This window comes from Cronobacter turicensis (assembly GCF_041222865.1).
Classification (GTDB): Bacteria; Pseudomonadota; Gammaproteobacteria; order Enterobacterales; family Enterobacteriaceae; genus Cronobacter; species Cronobacter turicensis.
Genome location: NZ_CP165997.1, coordinates 3558396 through 3582194, shown reverse-complemented (window position 1 = coordinate 3582194; position 23799 = coordinate 3558396). Strand labels below are relative to the sequence as shown.

Annotated in this window: 21 protein-coding genes; 10 read left to right on the top strand and 11 right to left on the bottom strand. The window is 55.8% G+C overall.

The window, feature by feature from the left end; all coding sequences use genetic code 11:
* The first annotated feature begins 55 nt into the window (after window positions 1-55).
* From lpxC to mutT, 4 genes are all read left to right on the top strand, one after another.
* Complete coding sequence (gene lpxC / locus AB8W27_RS17145) at window positions 56-973, top strand: UDP-3-O-acyl-N-acetylglucosamine deacetylase (RefSeq protein WP_012815300.1); 918 nt, start codon at window positions 56-58, stop codon at window positions 971-973.
* Window positions 974-1251: 278 nt separating this feature from the next.
* The gene (gene secM / locus AB8W27_RS17140) at window positions 1252-1755 is read left to right on the top strand and encodes a secA translation cis-regulator SecM (protein ID WP_199778685.1); all 504 of its coding nucleotides are present in this window, start codon (window positions 1252-1254) and stop codon (window positions 1753-1755) included.
* 57 nt (window positions 1756-1812) lie between these two features.
* Window positions 1813-4518 carry a preprotein translocase subunit SecA gene (secA, locus tag AB8W27_RS17135; protein WP_012815303.1) on the top strand — a complete coding sequence of 902 codons (2706 nt, stop codon included), beginning with the start codon at window positions 1813-1815 and terminating at the stop codon, window positions 4516-4518.
* A 60-nt stretch (window positions 4519-4578) separates the two neighbouring features.
* On the top strand, window positions 4579-4971 hold the full coding sequence (gene mutT, locus AB8W27_RS17130) for an 8-oxo-dGTP diphosphatase MutT (RefSeq protein WP_012815304.1): 393 nt from the start codon (window positions 4579-4581) through the stop codon (window positions 4969-4971).
* Here the strand turns inward: mutT and yacG are convergent.
* From yacG to coaE, 3 genes are read right to left on the bottom strand one after another with little or no spacing between them, the layout of a single operon-like run.
* Window positions 4968-5168 carry a DNA gyrase inhibitor YacG gene (gene yacG / locus AB8W27_RS17125; RefSeq protein ID WP_007768394.1) on the bottom strand — a complete coding sequence of 67 codons (201 nt, stop codon included), beginning with the start codon at window positions 5166-5168 and terminating at the stop codon, window positions 4968-4970. The genes mutT and yacG overlap by 4 nt on opposite strands.
* Before the next feature lie 9 nt (window positions 5169-5177).
* Window positions 5178-5921, bottom strand: coding sequence for a cell division protein ZapD (zapD, locus tag AB8W27_RS17120; protein ID WP_012815305.1), 744 nt, complete (start codon window positions 5919-5921; stop codon window positions 5178-5180).
* Window positions 5921-6541 carry a dephospho-CoA kinase gene (gene coaE, locus AB8W27_RS17115; protein WP_012815306.1) on the bottom strand — a complete coding sequence of 207 codons (621 nt, stop codon included), beginning with the start codon at window positions 6539-6541 and terminating at the stop codon, window positions 5921-5923. Before coaE ends, zapD begins: the two co-directional genes overlap by 1 nt.
* 264 nt (window positions 6542-6805) lie before the next feature.
* Between coaE and AB8W27_RS17110 the strand changes: the two genes are divergently transcribed.
* Window positions 6806-7849 carry a GMP reductase gene (locus AB8W27_RS17110; RefSeq protein ID WP_012815307.1) on the top strand — a complete coding sequence of 348 codons (1044 nt, stop codon included), beginning with the start codon at window positions 6806-6808 and terminating at the stop codon, window positions 7847-7849.
* A 38-nt stretch (window positions 7850-7887) separates the two neighbouring features.
* On the opposite strand, the gene hofC is transcribed toward AB8W27_RS17110, so the two are convergent.
* The 4 genes from hofC to nadC all read right to left on the bottom strand — a co-directional run bounded on the left by hofC (window position 7888) and on the right by nadC (window position 12050).
* Complete coding sequence (gene hofC / locus AB8W27_RS17105) at window positions 7888-9087, bottom strand: protein transport protein HofC (RefSeq protein ID WP_041923192.1); 1200 nt, start codon at window positions 9085-9087, stop codon at window positions 7888-7890.
* Window positions 9080-10462, bottom strand: a complete 1383-nt coding sequence (gspE, locus tag AB8W27_RS17100; RefSeq protein WP_041923193.1) for a type II secretion system protein GspE — start codon at window positions 10460-10462, stop codon at window positions 9080-9082. Before gspE ends, hofC begins: the two co-directional genes overlap by 8 nt.
* A gap of 14 nt (window positions 10463-10476) precedes the next feature.
* The gene (gene ppdD, locus AB8W27_RS17095; RefSeq protein ID WP_012815310.1) at window positions 10477-10911 is read right to left on the bottom strand and encodes a prepilin peptidase-dependent pilin; all 435 of its coding nucleotides are present in this window, start codon (window positions 10909-10911) and stop codon (window positions 10477-10479) included.
* A gap of 248 nt (window positions 10912-11159) precedes the next feature.
* The gene (nadC, locus tag AB8W27_RS17090) at window positions 11160-12050 is read right to left on the bottom strand and encodes a carboxylating nicotinate-nucleotide diphosphorylase (RefSeq protein ID WP_041923194.1); all 891 of its coding nucleotides are present in this window, start codon (window positions 12048-12050) and stop codon (window positions 11160-11162) included.
* An 87-nt stretch (window positions 12051-12137) separates the two neighbouring features.
* Here nadC and ampD point away from each other — a divergent pair, with 87 nt between their 5' ends.
* The gene (ampD, locus tag AB8W27_RS17085; protein WP_041923195.1) at window positions 12138-12701 is read left to right on the top strand and encodes a 1,6-anhydro-N-acetylmuramyl-L-alanine amidase AmpD; all 564 of its coding nucleotides are present in this window, start codon (window positions 12138-12140) and stop codon (window positions 12699-12701) included.
* A complete protein-coding gene (gene ampE, locus AB8W27_RS17080; protein ID WP_007768417.1) occupies window positions 12698-13552 on the top strand; it encodes a beta-lactamase regulator AmpE in 855 nt (284 codons plus the stop codon). Before ampD ends, ampE begins: the two co-directional genes overlap by 4 nt.
* Before the next feature lie 19 nt (window positions 13553-13571).
* Here ampE and AB8W27_RS17075 read toward each other — a convergent pair whose 3' ends face one another.
* The 4 genes from AB8W27_RS17075 to AB8W27_RS17060 all read right to left on the bottom strand — a co-directional run bounded on the left by AB8W27_RS17075 (window position 13572) and on the right by AB8W27_RS17060 (window position 17741).
* Complete coding sequence (locus AB8W27_RS17075; RefSeq protein ID WP_041923196.1) at window positions 13572-14525, bottom strand: family 43 glycosylhydrolase; 954 nt, start codon at window positions 14523-14525, stop codon at window positions 13572-13574.
* A 9-nt stretch (window positions 14526-14534) separates the two neighbouring features.
* Window positions 14535-15935 carry a glycoside-pentoside-hexuronide (GPH):cation symporter gene (locus AB8W27_RS17070; protein WP_041923197.1) on the bottom strand — a complete coding sequence of 467 codons (1401 nt, stop codon included), beginning with the start codon at window positions 15933-15935 and terminating at the stop codon, window positions 14535-14537.
* 156 nt (window positions 15936-16091) lie between these two features.
* Window positions 16092-17462, bottom strand: coding sequence for an aromatic amino acid transporter AroP (gene aroP, locus AB8W27_RS17065; RefSeq protein WP_012815315.1), 1371 nt, complete (start codon window positions 17460-17462; stop codon window positions 16092-16094).
* A 24-nt stretch (window positions 17463-17486) separates the two neighbouring features.
* Entirely contained in the window at window positions 17487-17741 is a 255-nt protein-coding gene (locus AB8W27_RS17060) for a hypothetical protein (protein ID WP_282913955.1), read from the bottom strand.
* Between the two features lie 261 nt (window positions 17742-18002).
* On the opposite strand from AB8W27_RS17060, the gene pdhR reads away from it, so the two are divergent.
* The 3 genes from pdhR to aceF all read left to right on the top strand — a co-directional run bounded on the left by pdhR (window position 18003) and on the right by aceF (window position 23601).
* The gene (gene pdhR / locus AB8W27_RS17055) at window positions 18003-18767 is read left to right on the top strand and encodes a pyruvate dehydrogenase complex transcriptional repressor PdhR (protein ID WP_007768422.1); all 765 of its coding nucleotides are present in this window, start codon (window positions 18003-18005) and stop codon (window positions 18765-18767) included.
* A gap of 254 nt (window positions 18768-19021) precedes the next feature.
* Window positions 19022-21685 carry a pyruvate dehydrogenase (acetyl-transferring), homodimeric type gene (gene aceE, locus AB8W27_RS17050; RefSeq protein WP_007768424.1) on the top strand — a complete coding sequence of 888 codons (2664 nt, stop codon included), beginning with the start codon at window positions 19022-19024 and terminating at the stop codon, window positions 21683-21685.
* Window positions 21686-21699: 14 nt separating this feature from the next.
* Entirely contained in the window at window positions 21700-23601 is a 1902-nt protein-coding gene (aceF, locus tag AB8W27_RS17045; protein WP_012815318.1) for a pyruvate dehydrogenase complex dihydrolipoyllysine-residue acetyltransferase, read from the top strand.
* The last annotated feature ends 198 nt before the right edge of the window (window positions 23602-23799 follow it).

Sequence of the window (23799 nt, the reverse complement as noted above, 5' to 3'; positions counted from 1 at the left end):
CCACCGGTTGTGATGTACACTATCGGTAAGGTGAATTATTTGGCGAGATTATACGATGATCAAACAAAGGACTCTTAAACGTATCGTTCAGGCGACTGGCGTCGGTTTACATACCGGCAAAAAAGTCACCCTGACGCTGCGCCCTGCGCCGGCAAATACCGGGGTCATCTATCGTCGCACCGACTTGAATCCTCCGGTAGATTTCCCGGCCGATGCCAAATCTGTGCGTGATACCATGCTCTGTACTTGCCTGGTCAATGAGCATGATGTGCGGATTTCTACCGTCGAGCACCTGAACGCCGCGCTGGCGGGTCTTGGTATCGACAACATCATCGTTGAAGTGGACGCGCCTGAAATCCCGATTATGGATGGCAGCGCAGCGCCGTTCGTGTACCTGCTGGTTGATGCAGGTATCGATGAGCTGAACGTAGCGAAGAAATTCGTGCGCATCAAAGAAACCGTGCGTGTAGAAGATGGCGATAAGTGGGCGGAATTTAAACCGTATAACGGTTTTTCGCTGGACTTCACTATCGACTTCAACCACCCGGCCATTGATGCGAGCAATCAGCGCTACTGCATGAATTTCTCTGCAGATGCGTTTATGCGCCAGATCAGTCGTGCCCGTACTTTCGGTTTCATGCGTGATATTGAATATCTGCAGTCCCGCGGTTTGTGCCTGGGCGGCAGCTTCGATTGTGCCATCGTTGTTGACGATTATCGCGTACTGAACGAAGACGGTCTGCGTTTTGAAGATGAATTCGTTCGTCACAAAATGCTGGATGCGATTGGTGACCTGTTCATGTGTGGCCACAACATTATCGGCGCGTTTACCGCCTATAAATCGGGTCATGCGTTGAACAACAAATTGCTGCAGGCGGTTCTTGCGAAACAAGAAGCCTGGGAATATGTCACCTATGAAGACGATGCTGAACTGCCTCTGGCTTTCAAAGCGCCTTCGCTGGTGCTGGCGTAACCGCATAGTTTGACTAAAGACGACTGGTAGACCAGGTACTCTCTCCGGCCTGTGTTCACCAGTCGTTTTTTTATTGCTTTCAGACCGCCATTTTTCTCTTCGCCTTTTATCCTGCTTTACCATCTCCCTGCTGATGATTAACTGCTGGTTTCTTGTGCGGATTGCGTAAGGTATCGCAGCGATACTGCTGCCGCCTCGCGGGAATGATGGTAATATTTATGCCCTTATTAACAGATAACATAACGCGGGCGCAGGCCAGCGTTATCCGGTGGGTTACAGTGCCTGGTATATTCACGCGTTGGCGACAGTTAGGAAGACGCTATTTCTGGCCGCATCTCCTTTTGGGGATGGTCGCGGCCAGTCTTGGCCTGCCTGCGCTCAATAATAACGCTGAACCCGCCGCGCCTGCTGAGGCCAGCACCAGCCATACTGGTACGTTGCGCAGTTTCGACTCACTGGCGCTCATCGGTGAAACCTCACGCCGTTCTGCGGCGTTCGGTGTGGATTACTGGCAGCAGCACGCTATTCGTACCGTTATCCGTCATCTCTCTTTCGCCATGGCGCCGCAGGCGCTACCAATGGCGATGGAAGAAAGCCTGCCGTTGAATGCGCAGCATCTCGCGCTGCTGGATACGCTCAGCGCGATGCTGACGCAGGATTTGCAGCCTGCCGCTACGCAGGTGCGGCCCGCACCGCGTTTGCTTCCTCATCTTTCCTTTACGGTTTCCACCTGGATTCGCCAGGTTCAGGGTATCCGCGCCGGTCCTCGTCTCCTCGCCTGAGTATTATCGTTTTTATTTATTTCATTTTTGCCTGTGCGAGGCTTCAGAGAATTTATTATGTTAATCAAAATGTTAACCAAGGTATTTGGTAGCCGTAACGATCGTACCTTACGTCGTATGCGTAAGGCCGTGACGCTTATTAACGGCATGGAACCGGCGCTGGAAAAGCTTTCCGATGAAGAGCTGAAAGCAAAAACCGCAGAATTCCGCGCGCGCCTGGAAAAAGGCGAAACGCTGGAAAGTCTGCTGCCGGAAGCCTTCGCGGTAGTGCGTGAAGCGAGCAAACGTGTCTTTGGCATGCGCCACTTTGACGTACAGCTGCTTGGCGGTATGGTGCTTAACGATCGCTGCATCGCAGAGATGCGTACTGGTGAAGGTAAAACACTGACGGCGACGCTGCCTGCCTACCTGAACGCGCTGACCGGCAAAGGCGTTCACGTGGTAACCGTCAACGACTATCTGGCGCAGCGTGACGCCGAAAACAACCGTCCGCTGTTTGAATTCTTAGGCATGAGCGTTGCTGTGAACATGTCTGGCATGCCTGCCCCGGCCAAACGCGAAGCTTACGCCGCGGATATCACCTACGGCACCAACAACGAATATGGTTTTGACTACCTGCGCGACAACATGGCCTTCAGCCCGGAAGAGCGCGTACAGCGTAAGCTTCACTATGCGCTGGTGGATGAGGTCGACTCCATTCTTATCGATGAAGCGCGTACGCCGCTGATTATCTCCGGCCCGGCCGAAGACAGCTCCGAGCTTTACAAGAAAGTGAACAAAATCATCCCGTATCTGGTGCGTCAGGAGAAAGAAGACTCCGATACATTCCAGGGTGAAGGCCACTTCTCGGTAGATGAAAAAGCACGTCAGGTTAACCTGACCGAGCGCGGCCTGGTGCTGGTTGAAGAGCTGCTGGTGAAAGAAGGCATCATGGACGAAGGCGAATCGCTCTACTCGCCGGGCAATATCATGCTGATGCATCACGTCACCGCCGCGCTGCGCGCGCACGTACTCTTTACCCGCGACGTTGACTACATCGTTAAAGATGGCGAAGTTATTATCGTCGATGAGCACACCGGCCGTACCATGCAGGGGCGTCGCTGGTCTGATGGTCTGCATCAGGCTGTAGAAGCCAAAGAAGGCGTTGAAATCCAGAATGAAAACCAGACGCTGGCTTCCATCACCTTCCAGAACTATTTCCGTCTGTATGAAAAACTGGCGGGGATGACAGGTACTGCGGATACCGAAGCGTTTGAATTCAGCTCAATCTATAAACTGGATACCGTCGTAGTTCCGACCAACCGTCCGATGATTCGTAAAGATCTGCCGGATCTGGTCTATATGACCGAAGCTGAGAAGATCGATGCGATCATCGAAGATATTAAAGACCGTACTGCGAAAGGTCAGCCGGTTCTGGTAGGGACTATCTCCATCGAGAAATCCGAAGTGATTTCTGAGGCGCTGACCAAAGCAGGCATCGAACACAACGTCCTGAACGCCAAATTCCATGCCCGCGAAGCAGATATCGTCGCGCAGGCGGGTTATCCGGGCGCAGTCACCATCGCAACTAACATGGCAGGCCGTGGTACCGACATCATGCTGGGCGGTAGCTGGCAGGCGGAAATCGCCGAGCTGGAAGCGCCGGGCGAAGAGCAGATTGCGCAGATCAAAGCCGACTGGCAGAAACGCCACGACGCGGTGCTGGCCTCCGGCGGTCTGCATATCATCGGTACCGAGCGTCACGAATCGCGTCGTATCGATAACCAGTTGCGCGGCCGTTCCGGTCGTCAGGGCGATCCGGGTTCTTCCCGTTTCTATCTCTCCATGGAAGATGCGCTGATGCGTATTTTCGCCTCGGATCGCGTTGCCAACATGATGCGTAAACTGGGCATGAAGCCTGGCGAAGCGATTGAACACCCATGGGTGACTAAAGCGATTGCTAACGCGCAGCGCAAAGTAGAAAGCCGCAACTTCGACATTCGTAAACAACTGCTGGAATACGATGACGTTGCCAACGATCAGCGCCGTGCTATCTACACCCAGCGTAACGAACTGCTGGATGTGGCTGACATCAGCGACACCATCAACAGCATCCGCGAAGACGTTTTCAAAGCAACCATCGATGCCCATATCCCGCCGCAGTCGCTGGAAGAGATGTGGGATATTCCGGGTCTGGAAGAGCGCCTGAAAAACGACTTCGATCTGGAGCTGCCTATTGCGCAATGGCTCGATAAAGAGCCGGACCTGCATGAAGAAACGCTGCGTGAGCGTATTCTTGAAAGCGCGAAAGAAGTTTACGCCCGTAAAGAAGACGTCGTGGGCGCTGAGATGATGCGTCACTTCGAAAAAGGCGTGATGCTTCAGACGCTCGATTCTCTGTGGAAAGAGCACCTGGCGGCGATGGATTACCTGCGCCAGGGGATTCACCTGCGTGGCTATGCGCAGAAAGATCCGAAGCAGGAATATAAGCGTGAATCGTTCGCCATGTTTGCGGCTATGCTGGAATCGCTGAAATATGAAGTCATCAGCACCATCAGCAAAGTGCAGGTGCGTATGCCGGAAGAAGTGGAAGCGATGGAGCAGCAGCGCCGTGAAGAGGCGGAGCGCCTGGCGCAGATGCAGCAGCTTAGTCATCAGGACGACGAAACCGCCGCAGCCGCAGCACTGGCTGAGCAGACCGGCGAACGTAAAGTCGGCCGCAACGATCCATGCCCGTGCGGCTCCGGTAAAAAGTATAAGCAGTGCCACGGCCGCTTAAGCTAACCGGCTGTTAACCGACATAAAAGGCGCAGATATCTGCGCCTTTTTTACAGGAAGAAAAGCATGAAAAAATTACAAATTGCGGTGGGTATCGTGCGTAACGCAAAGGGCGAAATCTTTATTACGCAGCGCGCCGCCGATGCGCACATGGCGAATAAATGGGAATTCCCTGGCGGTAAGATTGAAGCGGGCGAAACGCCTGAAGCGGCGCTTCGCCGCGAGCTTCAGGAAGAGACCGGGATTACAGTAACTTCCGCCGCCCTGTTTGAAACGCTGGACTATGAATTCCCGGATCGCCACGTCAGCCTGTGGTTTTACCTGGTCGAAAGCTGGGAAGGGGAGCCGTGGGGGAAAGAAGGGCAGCCGGGACACTGGGTGCATCAGCAGGCTCTGGACGCGCAGGCGTTTCCGCCTGCCAACGAGCCCGTGATTACTAAGCTTCGCGCGCAGCCTTAAGGCTGATTGTCTTCCTCGCTCCAGCCGTCAGTGTCGGAGCGATCGCCGCTGCTGGGAATACGTTTCTCTTCAGCGGCCCACTCTCCCAGATCGATAAGCCGGCAGCGGTTTGAACAGAACGGACGAAACGGGCTTTGCTCACCCCAGATAACTTCTTTGCCGCAGGTCGGGCAGTTAACGATGGTTACGTCTGACATCATAATTCCTTAGCAACAGGCCAGTTCAAAATCGAAACGTTCCGGTACGCGCCCGTGCTCGCTGTCGAGCGGCATAAAACGGATCGCGAAACGGCTCTTATGGCCGGAAATCTGTGGGTAAAGCGCTTCTTCAAGCGGGAGTTGCAGGCGCAGAAGATCGGCATCATCGCCGTTATCCTGATAAAACCCGTTCAGGCTGGTTTGTTTGCGAAACGGCGCTGACTGGCGGATAAGATCCAGGATCATATCCAGCGTGTACGTCAGGGGTTGCAGCGTGGCAAGCCAGCAGTTTACCTGAACGTCACGCTCTTCCTGTGGTGAGCAGAGCCAGACGTGCAGCAGCGGTAAATCGAAGCTGCAACAACCGCCGGGGATACTCAGGCGCTGACGCACCAGGGCGATAAGGCGATCTTCACGCAATGTCTGCCCGAGGCGAGGCGCAGCCATCAACATGCTGCTGCGCGCTTTCAGTTCGTGGCGCAGCGACTCAATGCGTTCGTTATCCACCCCCGGCACTTCTGCCCAGCTTTGCAGCTTGCGCTGCTGGCGTTCAAGCTCTTTCAGGAGTTCAGTGCGGGTATCGCCGCGCTCAAAGACATCCAGCAAATCGCCCACGTTGCGAAAGAAGTGCAGCGCAGAGGCATGATCGCTGACAGGCAGCAGCGCTTTCATTTGCTGGATGAGAAATTCGATACGCAGCCAGGTGCGCATTTTTTCATTCAGGGGATGTTCAAAAAGAACGTGAGTCTGCATTACTTATTTTCCTGTGGTACGGCCTGCGCCGCCAGTTGCAGATAGCGTTGATGCAGATGTGCCACATCCAGAGCTATCGTATCCGGCGAGCCGTTATTATCTATGACGTCATCAGCAACCGCTAACCGGGCCTCGCGTGATGCCTGCGCGTTGAGGATAAGCTCTGCATGCTCCCGGGAAACCCCATCGCGCTGCATGGTGCGCTGTATCTGCGTTTCTGGCGTGACATCCACCACCAGCACGCGGTTAGCTTTACTGTGTAATTGGTTCTCAAGCAGCAGCGGAACGACCCAAAGCACATAGGCTGACGCGGCGCGCGTCATTTCCGCTTGTGTCTGCTGATGAATAAGCGGGTGCAGGAGCCCGTTCAGCCAGGCTTTTTCCTGCGGGCTCGAAAAGATGATTTCGCGCAGCGCACGACGATTGAGTGTGCCGTCGGGGAGACAAATGGTCGGCCCAAAATGCCCGATAATGGCGTTCAGTCCGGGCGTGCCAGGCTCGACGACCTGACGAGCGATGATATCGGCATCGACAACGGTAACGCCGAGATGGGCGAAGGCGTCGGCGACTGTACTTTTGCCGCTTCCGATACCGCCCGTCAGTGCTACCGTATAAACCATAAAGCCATCATCCCGAATTGTTGGAATAAACTAAACAGCATGAAAATATTTATTTTTCAGTCTGTTAAAAGAAGCGATAAACACCGCCAACGGGCTCGTTTATCGACCTCGCGCGCAAGGTAAATTTATAGGATTGTAGCGTAAAAAAGAGCGCTTTCGCAGTCTTGCGGCGCCATTATTAGTGCGTATGATAACGTCACTGGAGTTGGCAGTTGTCCCGCCGCACACGTTACGCGCTCATCGCCATTAACCCAGGAATCGCAAATGCGTATTGAAGAAGATTTGAAGTTAGGTTTTAAAGACGTTCTTATCCGCCCGAAACGCTCTACCCTCAAAAGCCGCTCTGATGTTGAACTTGAGCGTCAGTTCACCTTTAAACATTCCCGCGTTCAATGGTCTGGTGTTCCGATCATCGCAGCCAATATGGATACCGTTGGTACTTTCGCAATGGCGCAGTCGCTGGCGGCGTTCGATATCCTGACGGCGGTGCATAAACATTACAGCGTGCAGGACTGGGCCGGGTTTATCCAGTCCGTGTCGGCAGATGTGCTGAAGCATATCATGGTGTCGACCGGTACTTCCGATGCCGATTTTGAAAAAACCAAAGAAATCCTCGCGCTTTCTCCGTCCTTACAATTTATCTGTATCGATGTTGCGAACGGCTACTCAGAGCATTTCGTTCAGTTCGTCGCGAAAGCGCGTGCCGCCTGGCCTGATAAAGCGATCATCGCAGGCAATGTCGTTACCGGCGAAATGTGCGAAGAACTGATCCTGGCGGGCGCCGATATCGTTAAAGTCGGTATTGGGCCGGGATCTGTCTGCACCACACGCGTAAAAACCGGTGTGGGCTATCCGCAGCTTTCTGCTGTTATCGAATGTGCGGATGCCGCACACGGTCTCGGTGGTCAGATAATCAGCGACGGCGGCTGCACCGTACCGGGCGACGTGGCGAAAGCCTTCGGCGGCGGCGCGGACTTCGTTATGTTAGGCGGTATGCTGGCAGGCCATGACGAAAGCGGCGGCACTGTGGTTGAGCAGAACGGCGAAAAATTCATGCTCTTCTACGGTATGAGTTCCGAATCTGCGATGAACCGCCACGTCGGCGGCGTAGCGCAATACCGTGCCGCAGAAGGCAAAACGGTGAAACTACCGCTGCGCGGCCCAGTGGAAGACACGGCGCGCGATATCATGGGCGGCCTGCGTTCTGCCTGTACCTATGTCGGGGCCTCCCGTCTGAAAGAGCTGACCAAGCGCACCACGTTTATTCGCGTGCAGGAGCAGGAAAACCGGGTGTTTAACAGCCTCTGAACCGGTAAATATGATGCTGGCGCTTCTTTGCGCCAGCATTAATTCATTCCACTCATCGCATCCCCAAGCCGAAATATCGGCAAATACATCGCAACCACCAGCGTGCCGACAATCAACCCTATGACCATCATCATAAGCGGCTCCAGCGTGGCGGCCAGCGTCTGGGCGCGTTCAGATGTTTGAGCAAGATGCCACCCGGCAAGTTTCTCCAGCATCAGATCCAGCGAGCCGGTTTCTTCTCCTGTACGAACTAACTGAATACACAGCGCGGTAAATACCGTTTCCTGCTCCAGCGCTCTCCATAACGGCAATCCGCTGGCGATACCTTCTTTAACGCGCCTGACAGCCTGGCGCCATAAGGGTGATGCCAGCGTCTCTTCCACGCTACTAAGGCTCTGAAGTAAAGGAATACCGGCACCCTGCATGAGTGAGAGCACCGTATAGATCTGGCTTAGCAACTGACCGCGAATCAGCGGGCCAAACAGCGGCAGTTTCAGAAGCCATGCAGCCTCCCGCAGCTGCCATTGTGGCTTTCGCCGAAGCCTGATAATGAGTAAAGGCGCTATGAGTAACACGCCGAGCCACCATACCGCGTACTGCATCAAACCTTCAGAGAGCGCAATAACGGCGCGTGTCACCAGCGGCAGCGGCGTATTAAAAGAACGATAGATAGCCGTAAACTGCGGCAAGACAAAGCAGGTCATACCCAGCGTCAGCAGCAGCGCGACGGTAAAAATAAAGGCCGGGTAGCGCAGCGCTTTGATGACCTGCTTACGTAATTTTTGCTGATCCTCCTGCTGTTGCGCCAGTTGCTGGCAGCACATATCGAGCTTCCCGGTCAGTTCGCCGGTACGCATGAGCGAGATATAGAGTGGAGGAAAAATGTCCGGCCACTGGCGTAACGTTTCTGAGAAGGCGACGCCGCGGCCGAGCTGTTTCGCAAGCTGCGCAAACAGCGCGCGCCACTGGGCGACGGGATGCTGGCTCGAAAGCATCGCCAGACCCTGCGTCAGGCTGACGCCCGCCTGTAGCAGCGCTGCCAGCTGGCGGACTGCCAGGATTTTATGCTCGCTGCGCCAGTGGCGCTTGTTTACGCTGGCGCGCTTGAGTATCAGCGGATGAACCTCGTCATCCAGCAACTGCAACGATGCGCTTATTTTATCTGACGCCCAGATCATGCCATCACAACTTGCGCCCTCTTTATCAACGCCGCGCCAGCGCCATAACACGTTATCCATGTGGCGCACCCGAAACGCGATAAAGCTCTTCGGGCGTGGTAAGCCCTGCCTCTACGGCCTGTAGCCCGTGTTCAAAAAGTGTGGTTATGCCCTGAGCCCGCGCTTGCGATGCTATCTCCGCAGGCGGGGCGCCGCTGGCAATCGTCTGGCGCAGCGCCGCGTTAATGCTGAGCAGCTCAAAAAGCGCGATGCGTCCGTAATAACCGCCATAGCAGCGTTCGCACCCGCAGGCCTTGTAAGGATGGATCGGGCGCGGCCAGAGCGAGGCCGGGAGCGTTACTGGCTCCTGGGAAAAGACCCGGCAGTAAGGGCAAAGCTTTCTGACCAGCCGCTGTGCGACAACCAGCTCCAGCGCAGACGCCAGCATCCAGCGCGGCAATCCCATCTGTTCGAGTCGCACCAGGGTTTCCGTCGTGGAGTTGGTGTGAAGCGTTGAGAGCACCAGATGCCCCGTCTGCGCAGCTTTTACCGCGATTTCCGCGGTTTCGAGATCGCGGATTTCACCAATCATGATAACGTCCGGATCCTGTCTTAACAGCGCTCGCAGCACGGCCTGAAAGGTCAGGCCAGCTTTCGGCAGCACCGGCGTCTGGTTAAGGCCCGTGACAGGAATTTCAACAGGATCTTCCACGCTGCAAATATTCACCTGTGGATCGTTAAGCGCGCTGAGCGCGGTGTACAGCGTGACGGTTTTACCACTCCCGGTGGGGCCAGTAACCAGAATCAGCCCCTGCGGGCGCTGCAACGCCTGACAAAACAGGGTTTGCTGCGCCTGCGATAAGCCCAGCGCCTGCACTTCAAGCGGCTGCTCCGTTTGCTGTAACAGACGCAACACCACTTTTTCACCGCAGCGGCAAAGCAGGGTAGAGATGCGAAAAGAGACCGTCCGGCCCGCAAGCTCAATGCTGAACTGCCCGTCCTGCGGGAGCCTGCGCTCCGCGATATCAAGGTTGCCTAACACCTTAAGGCGCGCGGTCAGCGCGCTGGCAAGCCTCGCTGGCAGCGGCGGCAGGGCGTGTAAAACGCCATCAATACGAAACCTTATCTGGTAGTGCGCTTCCGCCGGTTCAAAATGGATATCGGATGCGCGCCGCTGTAGCGCCTGTTGCAACGTCTTATCAATCAGCTCAACCACAGAGGCGCTCTCATCCTGAGCCGCCGGGCGTAGTGGGTCGGACGTAAGCTGCCGCTCTTTTTCCAGCCGTTCGGCGCTCCAGCATTCAATATCAATATGCCGGTGCGTGGAAAACCGTAGCGCATCCATGAGCTCATTACTGGGCTCGCCCGCCACGGCGATATGCACCGTGGCGTCGTCGATATTCAGAACCAGCGCGTTATAGCGCTGGCATAACGTATGTAAGTAATCGAGTGACATCACGCTACCTCCGCTTAAGGTAGCGAACTGCGAAAGACATCTTCGCAGGCCTGCTGCAATGCGGTGTCGCTGGTGGCGCAGGTTCGCTTCCAGCCTTCCATGCCGTTAGCGCTGTTCCACTGGGGCGTCAGCGTGACCGACAAACCGTTGAGGCTGTCCTGGCCAGTGACGCTTATTACGCCTTGCGCAACGGTCATTTCGCTTACATAGCGGGTCGTTTTTGGCGCCGGAATGCCATTCGTGCCTGCATCGCAGCTGCCAAGCCCGCCGCGATCGATAACGCAAAGCTCAATGGCGGTGCGGTAAGGAATTACCGTTTGCAGCATGTCCGTCAGCGCCGCTTTGCGCAGATAATTCTGGTATGCCGGTACGCCAATGGCGCTAAGAATGGCGATGATGCCTATCACCACCATCAGTTCAATCAGCGTGAAGCCGCTTTGTTTGTTCATGTTTCCTCCTTGGTTGGGTGACGCCACTCTGTCAGGCCCCAAAAAGAGTCTCCAGACGAACAAACCAATTCAGGAATCTGTATTCAGATGAAATTCACGTCGTTGCACGAAACCGCAACGCGGTTGCGTAACGTCTCGCAAATCCTTTAATAAACAAGAGGGTGCTCTAAAAAAAGCAGGACAACACTGAGAGAAAACACGAAGATAACGGCAGGGAGAGGGCAGGCGAAAACCTGCCCAATGGTGAATTAGCGAAAACGCATGGAGAGGTCGAGCGCGCGAATATGTTTAGTCAATGCCCCGACGGAGATGAAGTCCACGCCGGTTTGCGCGAATTCGCGCAGCGTCTCCAGCGTGACGTTGCCGGAAACCTCCAGCCGTGCCTGGCCTGCGGTACGTTTTACCGCTTCACGCATTTGATCGACAGTAAAGTTGTCCAGCATGATGATATCGGCCCCGGCTTTCAGCGCGGCGTCGAGTTCTTCAAGCGATTCCACTTCGACTTCAACCGGCACGTCGGGATGCAGCCAGAACGCTTTTTCCACCGCCAGGCGCACCGAGCCAGAAGCGATGATATGGTTTTCTTTGATCAGAAACGCATCGGACAGCCCCAGACGATGGTTAGCGCCGCCGCCGCACAGTACCGCGTATTTCAGCGCGCTGCGCAGCCCAGGTACGGTTTTACGGGTGTCGAGCAGTTGCGTGTGGGTGCCTTCCAGCAGCGCCACATAACGGCGAACTTCGGTAGCCACGCCGGAAAGCGTTTGCACGAAATTCAGCGCGGTGCGCTCGCCGGTCAGCAGGACGCGGGAGCGGCCTTCGAGCTCAAAAAGCGGCTGATCCGGCTGTACGTCGTCACCATCTTTCACGTGCCACGTCACGTTGACATCGCCGCCAAGCTGGATAAAAACCTCATCAACCCAGCGTTTGCCGCAGAACACGCCCGCTTCGCGCGTGATAACTACCGCGTGCGAACGACTGTCTGGCGGTAACAACTGCGCGGTAATATCGCGGCTGGCATCGGTCTCGCCGCCGAGATCTTCACGCAGGGCCTGAGCGACGGTTAAGGGGATATCCAGGGTGATTCGTTCCAGTAGCACGTCACGTCGATGGTCCGGATTGTAACGGCGAGGTGGCATGATATAACTCCAGATTGGTGGCTAATCAAAAGAATGAAACATGCTACTCTGAAGCGAGTTTGAGTACCACAGAAAGGAGAATTGCACATGCAGGTGAAAGATGGCTGGCTGGTGGATGCCCGGCATGCGCCCTCGCCGCATCACGACTGCCGGCCAGAGGATGAAGCGCCTTCGTTGCTGGTAGTGCATAACATCAGCCTGCCGCCAGGGGTGTTTGGCGGTCCCTGGATTGACGCGCTGTTCGCCGGTACGCTCGATCCGCAGGCGCACCCTTATTTCGCCGACATTGCCCACCTGCGTGTTTCGGCGCATTGCCTGATTCGTCGTGACGGCGAAATTGTGCAGTATGTGCCTTTTGATAAACGCGCCTGGCACGCTGGCGTATCCTGCTACCAGGGACGCGAGCGCTGCAACGACTTTTCCATCGGTATTGAGCTTGAAGGAACGGATACGCAACCTTACACCGACGCGCAGTACCGGCAACTGACCGCGGTGACGCGCACGCTGATGGGCCTTTATCCGGCGATGAAAAACCATATGACCGGACACAGCGATATCGCGCCTGAACGTAAAACCGATCCCGGTCCGGCTTTTGACTGGCCGCGCTTTCGCGCGCTGGTGAACGAGCCGTCCGATAAGGAGATGAGATGACGCTTTTTACCCTGCTGCTGGTACTTATCGCCGAACGGCTTTTCAAACTGGGCGAACACTGGCAACTGGATCATCGCCTTGAGCCGCTCTTTCGCCGCGTCCGCCACTTCTCGCTGTTCTTTACGCTTGGCATGGCGGTGCTGGCGATGCTGATTGTTTTCCTGTGCCTGAACGCCCTGGAAGGCTGGTTCTTTAACGTGCCGCTGCTGATTTTCTGGATTGTCATCGGCGTGCTGTGTATCGGCGCAGGTGGCGTGCGCAGGCACTACCACGCTTATCTTAAAGCGGCGAGCCAGAATGACAGCCACGCGCGCGAAAACATGGCTTATGAACTGACCCTTATCCACGGCGTACCGCCGGGCTGCGATGAGCGGGAGTACCTGCGTGAGCTGCAAAATGGCCTGTTGTGGATTAACTACCGTTTTTATCTGGCGCCCATGTTCTGGTTTGTGGTGGGCGGTATGTGGGGTCCGGTTACGCTGACGGGATACGCCTTCTTACGCGCCTGGCAGAGCTGGGTTGCCCGCCACCACACGCCGCATCAGCGTTTGCTTTCGGGCATTGACGCCGTGTTGCACGTGCTGGACTGGGTGCCGGTGCGTCTGGCGGGCGTGGTGTATGCGCTGGTGGGGCATGGGGAAAAAGCGTTGCCCGCGTGGTTTGCCTCGCTGCTCGATCGCTACACCTCGCAATATCAGGTGCTGACCGGCCTTGCGCAGTTTGCGCTGGCGCGTGAACCGCATGTTGATAAGGTGGAAACGCCGAAGGCGGCGGTGTCGATGGCGAAGAAAGCGACGCTGGTGATTGTGGTGGTGGTCGCGCTGTTAACGATTTACGGCACGCTCATGTGAGCGTGCCGCTGACCGTGTCTCAGGAGTGATCGGCGGGCGGAACGCCAAACTGCGGCATACCGTCGTCATCCCAGGTAACCAGCTTCACGCGGGTATGGCGGTTCGGGTCCCAGAGCGGATCGCCTTCGATTTCCGTGTAGTTACGCGCATGGTACACCAGCACGTCCTGACCATCCGGCGTCGTGGTGAAGCTGTTGTGTCCCGGACCGTACTGTCGGTTTTCATAGCTGGTGGTGAAAACAGGTTGCGGCGATTTATGCCAGTTACGCGGGTCGCGCATATCCGCAGCCTGATCTACCCAGAGCAGCCCCATGCAGTAGTTTTCATCGGTCGCGCTTGCGGAATAAGCCACAAACAGACGCTCGCCATGTTTCACCACCGCCGGGCCTTCATTCACTAAAAAGCCGCGGCACTCCCACTCCAGCTCCGGTTTGCTTAGCATCACCGGCTCGCCTTTCAGCGTCCACGGGTTTTCCATCTCGCACAGGTACAAATTGGAGTTACCCGGAATATCCGGCGCTTTCTGCGCCCACAGATACCAGAGTTTGCCCTGATGTTCGAAGGTAGTGGCGTCCAGCGAGAAGGTATCGTAAGGCGTCTGGATCTGGCCTTTCTCTTCCCAGGTGCCGGTCAGCGGATCGCTGTCCGTACACTCCAGCACGTACATCCGGTGCTGAAACATGTTGTCTTTCAGTTCGCGCGTTGGAGCGGCGGCGAAGTAGATATACCATTTGCCGTTGATGTGATGCAGCTCCGGCGCCCAGATAAGCTCGCTCATCGGCCCGGTTTGCGGCTTATGCCAGACCACGACCGGTTGCGCCTGGCGTAACGACTCAATAGACGGCGCGCGGCGAATTTCCAGACGGTCATACTCCGGCACTGAGGCGATAAAGTAGTACTGGCCCTGATGGCGCAGAATAAACGGGTCGGCGCGCTGTTCAATCAGCGGGTTTGGCCAGGGAGAAGTATTCATCATCGCTCCTTAAGGTTTTACTTCCACAGGTTTGGTCTGCGGGTATTCAGACAGCTCGCGGTAGTTTTCGCGGCGTTTTTCCAGGTCGCTCTGAATACGCGCCATCAGTTCACGATCCACTTTCAGCATACGCACAACGCCTGCGGTAATGAGATACCCGACGCCCGGGATCACGGTAAACAGCATGACGATGCCGTTAAGCGCGCTGGCGCTCTGGGCTTTGGCGCCCGAGTCGTAGCCATACCAGGAGAGCAGAAAGCCCACCAGCGCACCGGCGATAGCCAGCCCCAGCTTCAGGAAAAAGAGGTTGCCGGAGAAGCTGATGCCGGTGATGCGCTTGCCGGTTTTCCATTCGCCGTAATCATCCACGTCCGCCATCAGCGACCAGTGCAGCGGCGACGGGATCTGATGCAGCACGTTAAGCAGGAAGTACATCACCACAATCAGTACGGTGGCGTGTGGATCCAGGAAATAGAACCCGCTGGAGAAAATCGCCAGCACGATGTTGGTCCAGAAAAACACTTTCAGTTTGCACCAGCGGTCGGTCAGCACTTTGGCGAGCGTACTGCCAATCATCATGCCGATTACGCCAAGGCTGATAAACATCGTGGCGAAGCTGGTGCTCTGCTGCATGACCCAGGTGACGTAATACATGGTCGCCGCCATGCGGATAAAGCCAGGGCAGACGTTGCAGATGGTCAGCAGCAGAATGCGCACCCACTGGTCGTTTTTCCAGACATCTTTCAGATCGGCTTTTAAATCGTCGTTGGTCGGAACCGCCGGGCGGATACGCTCGCGCACCGTAGCAAAGCTGAACAGGAACATGCACATGCCAATCAACGCCAGAATAGTCATGGCGATTTGATAGCCTTTGGCTTTGTCGCCGCCGCCGAAGTAATCCACCATCGGCAGGAGCGTCAGGGAGAGCAGCAGCGTGGCGATGCCCACCATCACGAAGCGATAAGACTGACAAGCGACGCGCTCTTTCGGGTCATTGGTGATGACGCTGCCAAGCGAGCAGTAGGGGATGTTAATAGCCGTGTAAGTGATGGAGAGCAGGAAGTAGGTGACAAAAGCATAGACAACCTTGCTGCTGTAGCTCCAGTCCGGCGTGGTAAACATCAGCACGCTGAATAATGCGTAGGGGAACGCTATCCACAGCAGCCATGGACGAAAACGCCCGAAGCGGCTGCGAGTGCGATCGGCGAGGGCGCCCATTATCGGGTCGGTCACCGCGTCGATAACGCGAATAGACAGAAGCAATACGCCGACCAGCGCCGGGGCCAGACCAAAAATATCGGTATAGAAGTAATTAACAAACAACATGATGGCGCCAAAGATAATATTGCATCCGGCGTCACCCATTCCGTAGCCGATTTTTTCTTTGACAGAGAGTCTGCTGTTTTCCATTGACACATCTCCGTTGAATAATATGGACAGAAGTATCATTCGACATAAGAAAAACTGCGCAGCAGTAATAAGTCACAGAGATGGATAATCGTGTTGTGCGGAAGAATTTGTGAGGAAGGTAACACCCCTCACCCGGTCGGGTGAGGGTTTTATGGCTTAGCGGGCGTGCGCCGCTTTCGCTTTTTTCTCTTTAATGAAGTAACCGATAGCCAGGATAACCAGCCATACCGGGATCAGCCATACGGAAATCGCCATGCCCGGGGTCATCAGCATGATGATCAGCACCGCAGCCATAAACAACAGACACAGCCAGTTGCCGGCGGGGTAGAGCAGGGCCGGGAAGCGCGGCGTGACGCCTTGTTGCTGTTTGGCGCGGCGAAAACGCATATGCGCAAGGCTAATCATCGCCCAGTTGATGACCAGCGCAGAGACCACCAGCGCCATCAGCAGGCCGAAAGCTTCCTGCGGCGCCAGGTAGTTAATCAGCACGCACAGCGCGGTAAAAGCGGCGGAGACCAGAATGGTGTTCACCGGCACGCCGCGTTTGTCGACTTTCTGCAGCGCCTTCGGGGCATTGCCTTGTCTGGCGAGGCCGAACAGCATACGGCTGTTGCAGTAAACGCAGCTGTTATAGACGGAGAGCGCCGCGGTCAGCACCACGATGTTGAGCGCGTTCGCGACCAGCGAGTCGCCCAGCTCATGGAAAATCAGGACAAACGGGCTGGTATCGGCAGTAATGCGCGTCCACGGCAGCAGAGAAAGCAGCACCGCCAGCGACCCCACATAGAAGATCAGAATACGGTAGATAACCTGATTGGTGGCTTTCGGAATGCTTTTTTCCGGTTCGTCGGCTTCCGCCGCCGTGATACCGACCAGCTCCAGGCCGCCGAAAGAGAACATGATAATCGCCATCATCATGACCAGCCCGGAGACGCCGTGCGGCAGGAAGCCGCCGTGGTCCCACAGGTTACGGACTGAGGCCTGCGGGCCTGCGGTATCGCTAAAGAGCAGCCAGGCGCCGAACAGGATCATCGCGACGACCGCGATGACTTTAATAATGGCGAACCAGAATTCCATCTCGCCGAACACTTTTACGTTAGTCAGGTTGATGGCGTTGATAACCACAAAGAAGACGGCGGCAGAGGCCCAGGTCGGGATTTCCGGCCACCAGAACTGGATGTATTTACCGACCGCGGTCAGTTCCGCCATCGCCACCAGGACATAGAGCACCCAGTAGTTCCAGCCGGATGCAAAGCCCGCGAATCCGCCCCAGTATTTATAGGCAAAATGGCTAAATGAGCCTGCGACCGGTTCTTCCACGACCATTTCGCCGAGCTGGCGCATGATCAGAAAGGCGATAAACCCTGCAATGGCGTAGCCGAGAATGATCCCCGGCCCTGCCGACTGGATCACGGAGGCGCTGCCGAGAAACAGGCCCGTACCGATAGCACCACCCAGCGCGATAAGCTGAATATGGCGGTTTTTGAGGCCGCGCTTCAGCGTGTCGCCGTGCTGTTGACCTTCCATCATAAAACCTCGTTTGTGGTTATTTTAATCCGCAGCGTGGCGCTGCTGTAATGTTGTTATGTCGCTGTGTGTAGTCTTTTCTTTACAGCCAATAAGGATGAATTTTGTAGTAACGACTACCGCAGCGCCAAGAATAGTGATAAGCGCCGCCAAATGCACCTGCTTTCTCAGGGGCCACCAGCGGAGTGAATAAAAAGAAACCATTTGTAAATCGCTGCGGTTATTCCTTGGGAGGAGGTGTTCATTCATTTTAAGCGTAAATTTTGAATGAATATTCATATTTTACTCTAATGAATCGGTTCAGTTTGCGCACCCTTACGTTTCATTAGCGTTAAAACTACCGCTTTTGAGGTAACGGGTTCATTTGTGCGGAGTTACATTTCTGAAACGTTATTTCTTTAACCTTGTTAAAATATGCGGGCTTTCCTGATTTCAATCAAAACCAGGATGGACAGAAGGTGAATACTTTGTTACTTTACCAACACGAACGTTAAATTGGTCATACCAATTGACTCCGGGCGAATGGCAGAGACAGGGAATATGGCCTACAGCAAAATCCGCCAACCAAAACTTTCCGATGTGATTGAGCAGCAACTGGAGTTTTTGATCCTCGAAGGGACTCTGCGTCCCGGCGAAAAACTGCCTCCTGAGCGCGAGCTGGCTAAACAGTTCGACGTTTCCCGACCCTCCCTGCGAGAGGCGATTCAGCGTCTCGAAGCGAAGGGCCTGCTGCTTCGTCGCCAGGGCGGCGGTACTTTTGTTCAGAGTACGCTCTGGCAAAGCTTCAGCGACCCGCTGGTAGAACTCCTCTCTGACCACCCCGAATCCCAGTTTGATCTTCTTGAGACGCGTCATGCGCTGGAAGGTATCGCTGCCTATTACGCAGCGCTGCGCAGCACCGACGAAGACAGAGCGCGTATAAGCGAATGTCATCAGGCTATAGAACGTGCTCAGGAGTCCGGCGATCTGGACGCGGAATCAAACGCGGTGGTGCAGTATCAGATAGCGGTAACGGAAGCCGCCCATAATGTAGTGCTGCTTCATCTGCTACGCTGCATGGAGCCGATGCTGGCGCAAAACGTCCGTCAGAACTTCGAACTGCTTTATGCGCGACGTGAAATGCTGCCGCTGGTCAGCGGCCATCGTACCCGTATTTACGAGGCGATTATGGCGCGGGAGCCGGAGCAGGCGCGGGAAGCGTCGCATCGCCACCTGGCGTTCATTGAAGAAATTTTGCTGGACCGCAGCCGTGAGCAGAGCCGTCGAGACCGCTCGCTGCGCCGTCTGGAGCAACGTAAGAATTAATATTTTTCCGGTTTTCGCCGGAAGATTTGTACCAAAAGCGCCATTCAAGCGCGGCAACTAAACCCAGAACCTGTCTTATTGCGCTTTGTTAAGTGCCCGTAGTTCAGGTTGCATCGCGGCGGCAAGCGTGAAGCCCTTTGAAAAAGGGGGCGCACAGTCGCCAAAGACGCAGCCGGACGCTGTAAGAGCATAGAGTGCAATGGGACAGGTTCCAGATAAATCAACGTATTAGATAGATGATAAGGAATACCCCCATGTCAGAACGTTTACAAAATGACGTGGATCCGATCGAAACTCGCGACTGGCTACAGGCGATCGAATCGGTAATCCGTGAAGAAGGTGTTGAGCGTGCTCAGTATCTGATCGATCAGCTGCTTTCCGAAGCTCGTAAAGGCGGCGTGAACGTAGCGGCGGGCAGTGCCGCCCGTCAGTACATCAATACCATCCCCGTTGAAGAAGAGCCGGAATACCCGGGTAATCTGGAACTGGAGCGCCGTATTCGTTCTGCTATCCGCTGGAACGCTATTATGACCGTGCTGCGTGCGTCCAAAAAAGACCTCGAGCTCGGCGGCCACATGGCGTCCTTCCAGTCTTCCGCGACCGTCTACGAAGTGTGCTTTAACCACTTCTTCCGTGCGCGCAACGACAAAGACGGCGGCGACCTGGTGTACTTCCAGGGCCACATCTCTCCGGGCGTTTACGCGCGTGCTTTCGTTGAAGGCCGCCTGACCGAAGAGCAGATGAACAACTTCCGTCAGGAAGTTCACGGCAACGGTCTGTCCTCTTACCCGCACCCGAAACTGATGCCGGAATTCTGGCAGTTCCCGACCGTATCGATGGGCCTTGGCCCGATCGGCGCTATCTACCAGGCGAAGTTCCTGAAATATCTGGAACACCGCGGCCTGAAAGATACCTCTGAGCAGACCGTTTACGCCTTCCTCGGCGACGGTGAGATGGATGAGCCGGAATCTAAAGGCGCCATCACCATCGCGACCCGCGAAAAACTGGACAACCTGGTCTTCGTCATCAACTGCAACCTGCAGCGTCTGGATGGCCCGGTCACCGGTAACGGCAAAATCATCAACGAACTGGAAGGCATCTTCGAAGGCGCCGGCTGGAACGTTATCAAGGTCATGTGGGGTTCCCGTTGGGACGAGCTGCTGCGTAAAGACACCAGCGGTAAACTGATCCAGCTGATGAACGAAACCGTTGACGGCGACTATCAGACCTTCAAATCCAAAAACGGCGCCTACGTGCGTGAGCACTTCTTCGGTAAATACCCGGAGACCGCCGCGCTGGTTGCAGACTGGTCTGACGATGAGATTTGGGCCCTGAACCGTGGCGGCCACGATCCGAAGAAAGTCTACGCCGCATTCAAAAAAGCCCAGGAAACCAAAGGCAAAGCGACCGTTATCCTTGCTCATACCATTAAAGGTTACGGCATGGGCGACACCGCCGAAGGTAAGAACATCGCTCACCAGGTGAAGAAAATGAACATGGACGGCGTTCGCTACGTCCGTGATCGCTTCAGCGTGCCGGTGGCCGACGAAGATCTGGAAAAACTGCCGTACATCACCTTCCCGGAAGGCTCTGAAGAGCACAAGTACCTGCACGAACGCCGTCAGGCGCTGCACGGTTACCTGCCGTCTCGTCAGCCGAACTTCTCCGAGAAGCTGGAGCTGCCGGCGCTGGAAGATTTCCGCTCCCTGCTGGATGAGCAGAGCAAAGAGATCTCCACCACCATCGCTTTCGTACGTGCCCTGAACGTAATGTTGAAGAACCCGTCTATTAAAGACCGTCTGGTTCCTATTATCGCGGACGAAGCCCGTACCTTCGGTATGGAAGGTCTGTTCCGTCAGATCGGTATCTACAGCCCGAACGGCCAGCAGTACACCCCGCAGGACCGTGAGCAGGTGGCGTACTACAAAGAAGACGAGAAAGGCCAGATTCTGCAGGAAGGGATCAACGAGCTGGGCGCAGGCGCTTCCTGGCTGGCGGCGGCGACCTCTTACAGCACCAACAACCTGCCGATGATCCCGTTCTACATCTATTACTCCATGTTCGGGTTCCAGCGTATCGGCGACCTGTGCTGGGCAGCGGGTGACCAGCAGGCGCGCGGCTTCCTGATCGGCGGTACCTCCGGCCGTACCACGCTTAACGGCGAAGGTCTGCAGCACGAAGATGGTCACAGCCACATTCAGTCGCTGACTATCCCGAACTGCATCTCCTACGATCCGGCTTACGCTTACGAAGTCGCTGTCATCATGCATGACGGTCTGCAGCGTATGTACGGCGAAGCGCAGGAAAACGTGTACTACTACATCACCACGCTGAACGAAAACTACCACATGCCGGCCATGCCGGAAGGCGCCGAGGAAGGTATCCGTAAAGGTATCTACAAACTCGACACCCTCGAAGGTAGCAAAGGTAAAGTTCAGCTGCTGGGCTCCGGCTCCATCCTGCGTCACGTCCGTGAAGCGGCAGAGATTCTGGCGAAAGAGTACGGCGTGGGCTCTGATGTCTACAGCGTAACCTCCTTCACCGAACTGGCTCGCGACGGCCAGGACTGCGAGCGCTGGAACATGCTGCACCCGCTGGAAACCCCGCGCGTACCGTACATCGCTCAGGTGATGAACGACGCACCGGCGGTGGCTTCCACCGACTATATGAAACTGTTCGCCGAGCAGGTTCGTACTTATGTACCGGCTGATGATTATCGCGTACTGGGCACCGACGGCTTTGGCCGCTCTGACAGCCGCGAAAACCTGCGCCACCACTTCGAAGTTGATGCTTCCTACGTGGTTGTTGCAGCGCTGGGCGAACTGGCTAAACGTGGTGAAATCGATAAGAAAGTGGTGGCTGACGCCATCGCTAAATTCAATATCGATGCAGATAAAGTCAACCCGCGTCTGGCATAAGAGGTAAAGAAAGAATGGCTATCGAAATCAATGTACCGGACATCGGGGCGGACGAAGTTGAAGTCACCGAGATCCTGGTCAAAGTGGGCGACAAGGTTGAAGCTGAACAGTCGCTGATCACCGTAGAAGGCGATAAAGCCTCTATGGAAGTCCCGTCTCCGCAGGCGGGCGTGGTCAAAGAGATCAAAGTGTCCGTGGGCGACAAAGTCGAAACCGGCAAACTGATCATGATTTTCGATTCCGCCGACGGTGCAGCAGACGCTGCACCTGCCAAGGCAGAAGAGAAGAAAGAAGCGGCACCGGCGCAGTCTGCTGCCCCGGCTGCAGCGGCAGCAAAAGACGTTAACGTACCGGACATCGGCGGCGACGAAGTTGAAGTCACCGAGATCCTGGTGAAAGTCGGCGATAAAGTTGAAGCTGAGCAGTCTCTTATCACCGTAGAAGGCGACAAAGCCTCTATGGAAGTTCCGGCGCCGTTCGCGGGTACCGTGAAAGAGATCAAAATCAATACCGGCGACAAAGTGTCTACCGGTTCCCTGATCATGGTCTTCGAAGTGGCGGGCGCAGCGCCAGCGGCTGAAGCCAAACCGCAGGTCACCGAGCAGGCGGCGTCCGCTCCGGCGGCAGCGGCAGGCGCGAAAGACGTCAACGTGCCGGATATCGGCGGCGATGAAGTCGAAGTGACCGAAGTGCTGGTGAAAGTGGGCGACAAAGTCACCGCTGAACAGTCTCTGATAACCGTAGAAGGCGACAAAGCCTCTATGGAAGTCCCGGCGCCGTTCGCGGGCACCGTGAAAGAGCTGAAAGTCAACGTGGGCGATAAAGTCTCCACCGGCTCTCTGATCATGGTCTTCGAAGTGGAAGGCGCAGCGCCTGCGGCGGCTCCGGCTGCGAAACAGGAAGCGGCGGCTCCGGCTCCGGCGGCGAAAGCTGACAAACCGGCTGCGGCTCCGGCGAAAGCCGAAGGCAAATCTGAATTTGCTGAGAACGACGCTTACGTCCACGCGACGCCGCTGATCCGCCGCCTGGCGCGCGAATTCGGCGTGAACCTCGCGAAAGTGAAAGGCACCGGTCGTAAAGGCCGTATCCTGCGCGAAGACGTTCAGGCTTATGTGAAAGACGCGGTGAAACGCGCTGAGTCGGCACCTGCCGCCGCATCCGGTGGTGGTCTGCCAGGCATGCTGCCGTGGCCGAAAGTGGACTTCAGCAAGTTTGGCGAAGTGGAAGAAGTTGAGCTGGGCCGCATCCAGAAAATCTCTGGCGCGAACCTGAGCCGTAACTGGGTGATGATCCCGCACGTTACGCACTTCGACAAAACCGATATCACCGATCTGGAAGCGTTCCGTAAGCAGCAGAACGCCGAAGCTGAGAAGCGCAAGCTGGACGTGAAATTCACCCCGGTTGTCTTCATCATGAAAGCCGTTGCGGCTGCCCTTGAGCAGATGCCACGCTTCAACAGCTCGCTGTCTGAAGACGGGCAGCGCCTGACGCTGAAGAAATACATCAACATCGGCGTTGCCGTTGATACGCCGAATGGTCTGGTGGTTCCGGTCTTCAAAGACGTGAACAAGAAGAGCATTACCGAGCTGTCTCGCGAGCTGACCGTTATCTCCAAAAAAGCGCGCGATGGCAAACTGACCGCTGGCGAAATGCAGGGCGGTTGCTTCACCATCTCCAGCATCGGCGGCCTGGGCACCACCCACTTCGCGCCGATCGTGAACGCGCCGGAAGTGGCTATCCTGGGCGTCTCCAAGTCTGCGATGGAGCCGGTGTGGAATGGTAAAGAGTTCGTGCCGCGCCTGATGCTGCCGATCTCCCTGTCCTTCGACCACCGCGTGATCGACGGTGCTGATGGTGCGCGTTTCATCACCATCATCAACAACACCCTGTCGGACATTCGCCGCCTGGTGATGTAAGCGAAAAAGCCGGCCTGACGGCCGGCTTTTTTCTGGTAATTCCGCCTGACTGTGCGAAATTATTGGATGCCAAAAGGATTCGTCTGCCGTTTGTTGTTTCAAAATTGTTAACAGTTTTGTAAAATGCGAGCGGATAGAACGTCCCGGTGGATGATGGGCGTTAAAACTTAAGCGTCAGACCCGCCGGAAAATTACAAA

Bases quoted from the DNA above. Each gene is read 5' to 3' on its own strand.
- AB8W27_RS17110 (WP_012815307.1), top strand. From the start codon at position 6,806: ATGCGTATTGAAGAAGATTTGAAGTTAGGTTTTAAAGACGTTCTTATC.
- zapD (WP_012815305.1), bottom strand. From the start codon at position 5,921: ATGCAGACTCACGTTCTTTTTGAACATCCCCTGAATGAAAAAATGCGC.
- secA (WP_012815303.1), top strand. From the start codon at position 1,813: ATGTTAATCAAAATGTTAACCAAGGTATTTGGTAGCCGTAACGATCGT.
- nadC (WP_041923194.1), bottom strand. From the start codon at position 12,050: ATGCCACCTCGCCGTTACAATCCGGACCATCGACGTGACGTGCTACTG.
- ampE (WP_007768417.1), top strand. From the start codon at position 12,698: ATGACGCTTTTTACCCTGCTGCTGGTACTTATCGCCGAACGGCTTTTC.
- ampD (WP_041923195.1), top strand. From the start codon at position 12,138: ATGCAGGTGAAAGATGGCTGGCTGGTGGATGCCCGGCATGCGCCCTCG.
- lpxC (WP_012815300.1), top strand. From the start codon at position 56: ATGATCAAACAAAGGACTCTTAAACGTATCGTTCAGGCGACTGGCGTC.
- AB8W27_RS17070 (WP_041923197.1), bottom strand. From the start codon at position 15,935: ATGGAAAACAGCAGACTCTCTGTCAAAGAAAAAATCGGCTACGGAATG.
- AB8W27_RS17075 (WP_041923196.1), bottom strand. From the start codon at position 14,525: ATGAATACTTCTCCCTGGCCAAACCCGCTGATTGAACAGCGCGCCGAC.
- ppdD (WP_012815310.1), bottom strand. From the start codon at position 10,911: ATGAACAAACAAAGCGGCTTCACGCTGATTGAACTGATGGTGGTGATA.
- coaE (WP_012815306.1), bottom strand. From the start codon at position 6,541: ATGGTTTATACGGTAGCACTGACGGGCGGTATCGGAAGCGGCAAAAGT.
- yacG (WP_007768394.1), bottom strand. From the start codon at position 5,168: ATGTCAGACGTAACCATCGTTAACTGCCCGACCTGCGGCAAAGAAGTT.
- aceF (WP_012815318.1), top strand. From the start codon at position 21,700: ATGGCTATCGAAATCAATGTACCGGACATCGGGGCGGACGAAGTTGAA.
- pdhR (WP_007768422.1), top strand. From the start codon at position 18,003: ATGGCCTACAGCAAAATCCGCCAACCAAAACTTTCCGATGTGATTGAG.
- aroP (WP_012815315.1), bottom strand. From the start codon at position 17,462: ATGGAAGGTCAACAGCACGGCGACACGCTGAAGCGCGGCCTCAAAAAC.
- gspE (WP_041923193.1), bottom strand. From the start codon at position 10,462: ATGTCACTCGATTACTTACATACGTTATGCCAGCGCTATAACGCGCTG.
- AB8W27_RS17060 (WP_282913955.1), bottom strand. From the start codon at position 17,741: ATGAATATTCATTCAAAATTTACGCTTAAAATGAATGAACACCTCCTC.
- aceE (WP_007768424.1), top strand. From the start codon at position 19,022: ATGTCAGAACGTTTACAAAATGACGTGGATCCGATCGAAACTCGCGAC.
- mutT (WP_012815304.1), top strand. From the start codon at position 4,579: ATGAAAAAATTACAAATTGCGGTGGGTATCGTGCGTAACGCAAAGGGC.
- hofC (WP_041923192.1), bottom strand. From the start codon at position 9,087: ATGGATAACGTGTTATGGCGCTGGCGCGGCGTTGATAAAGAGGGCGCA.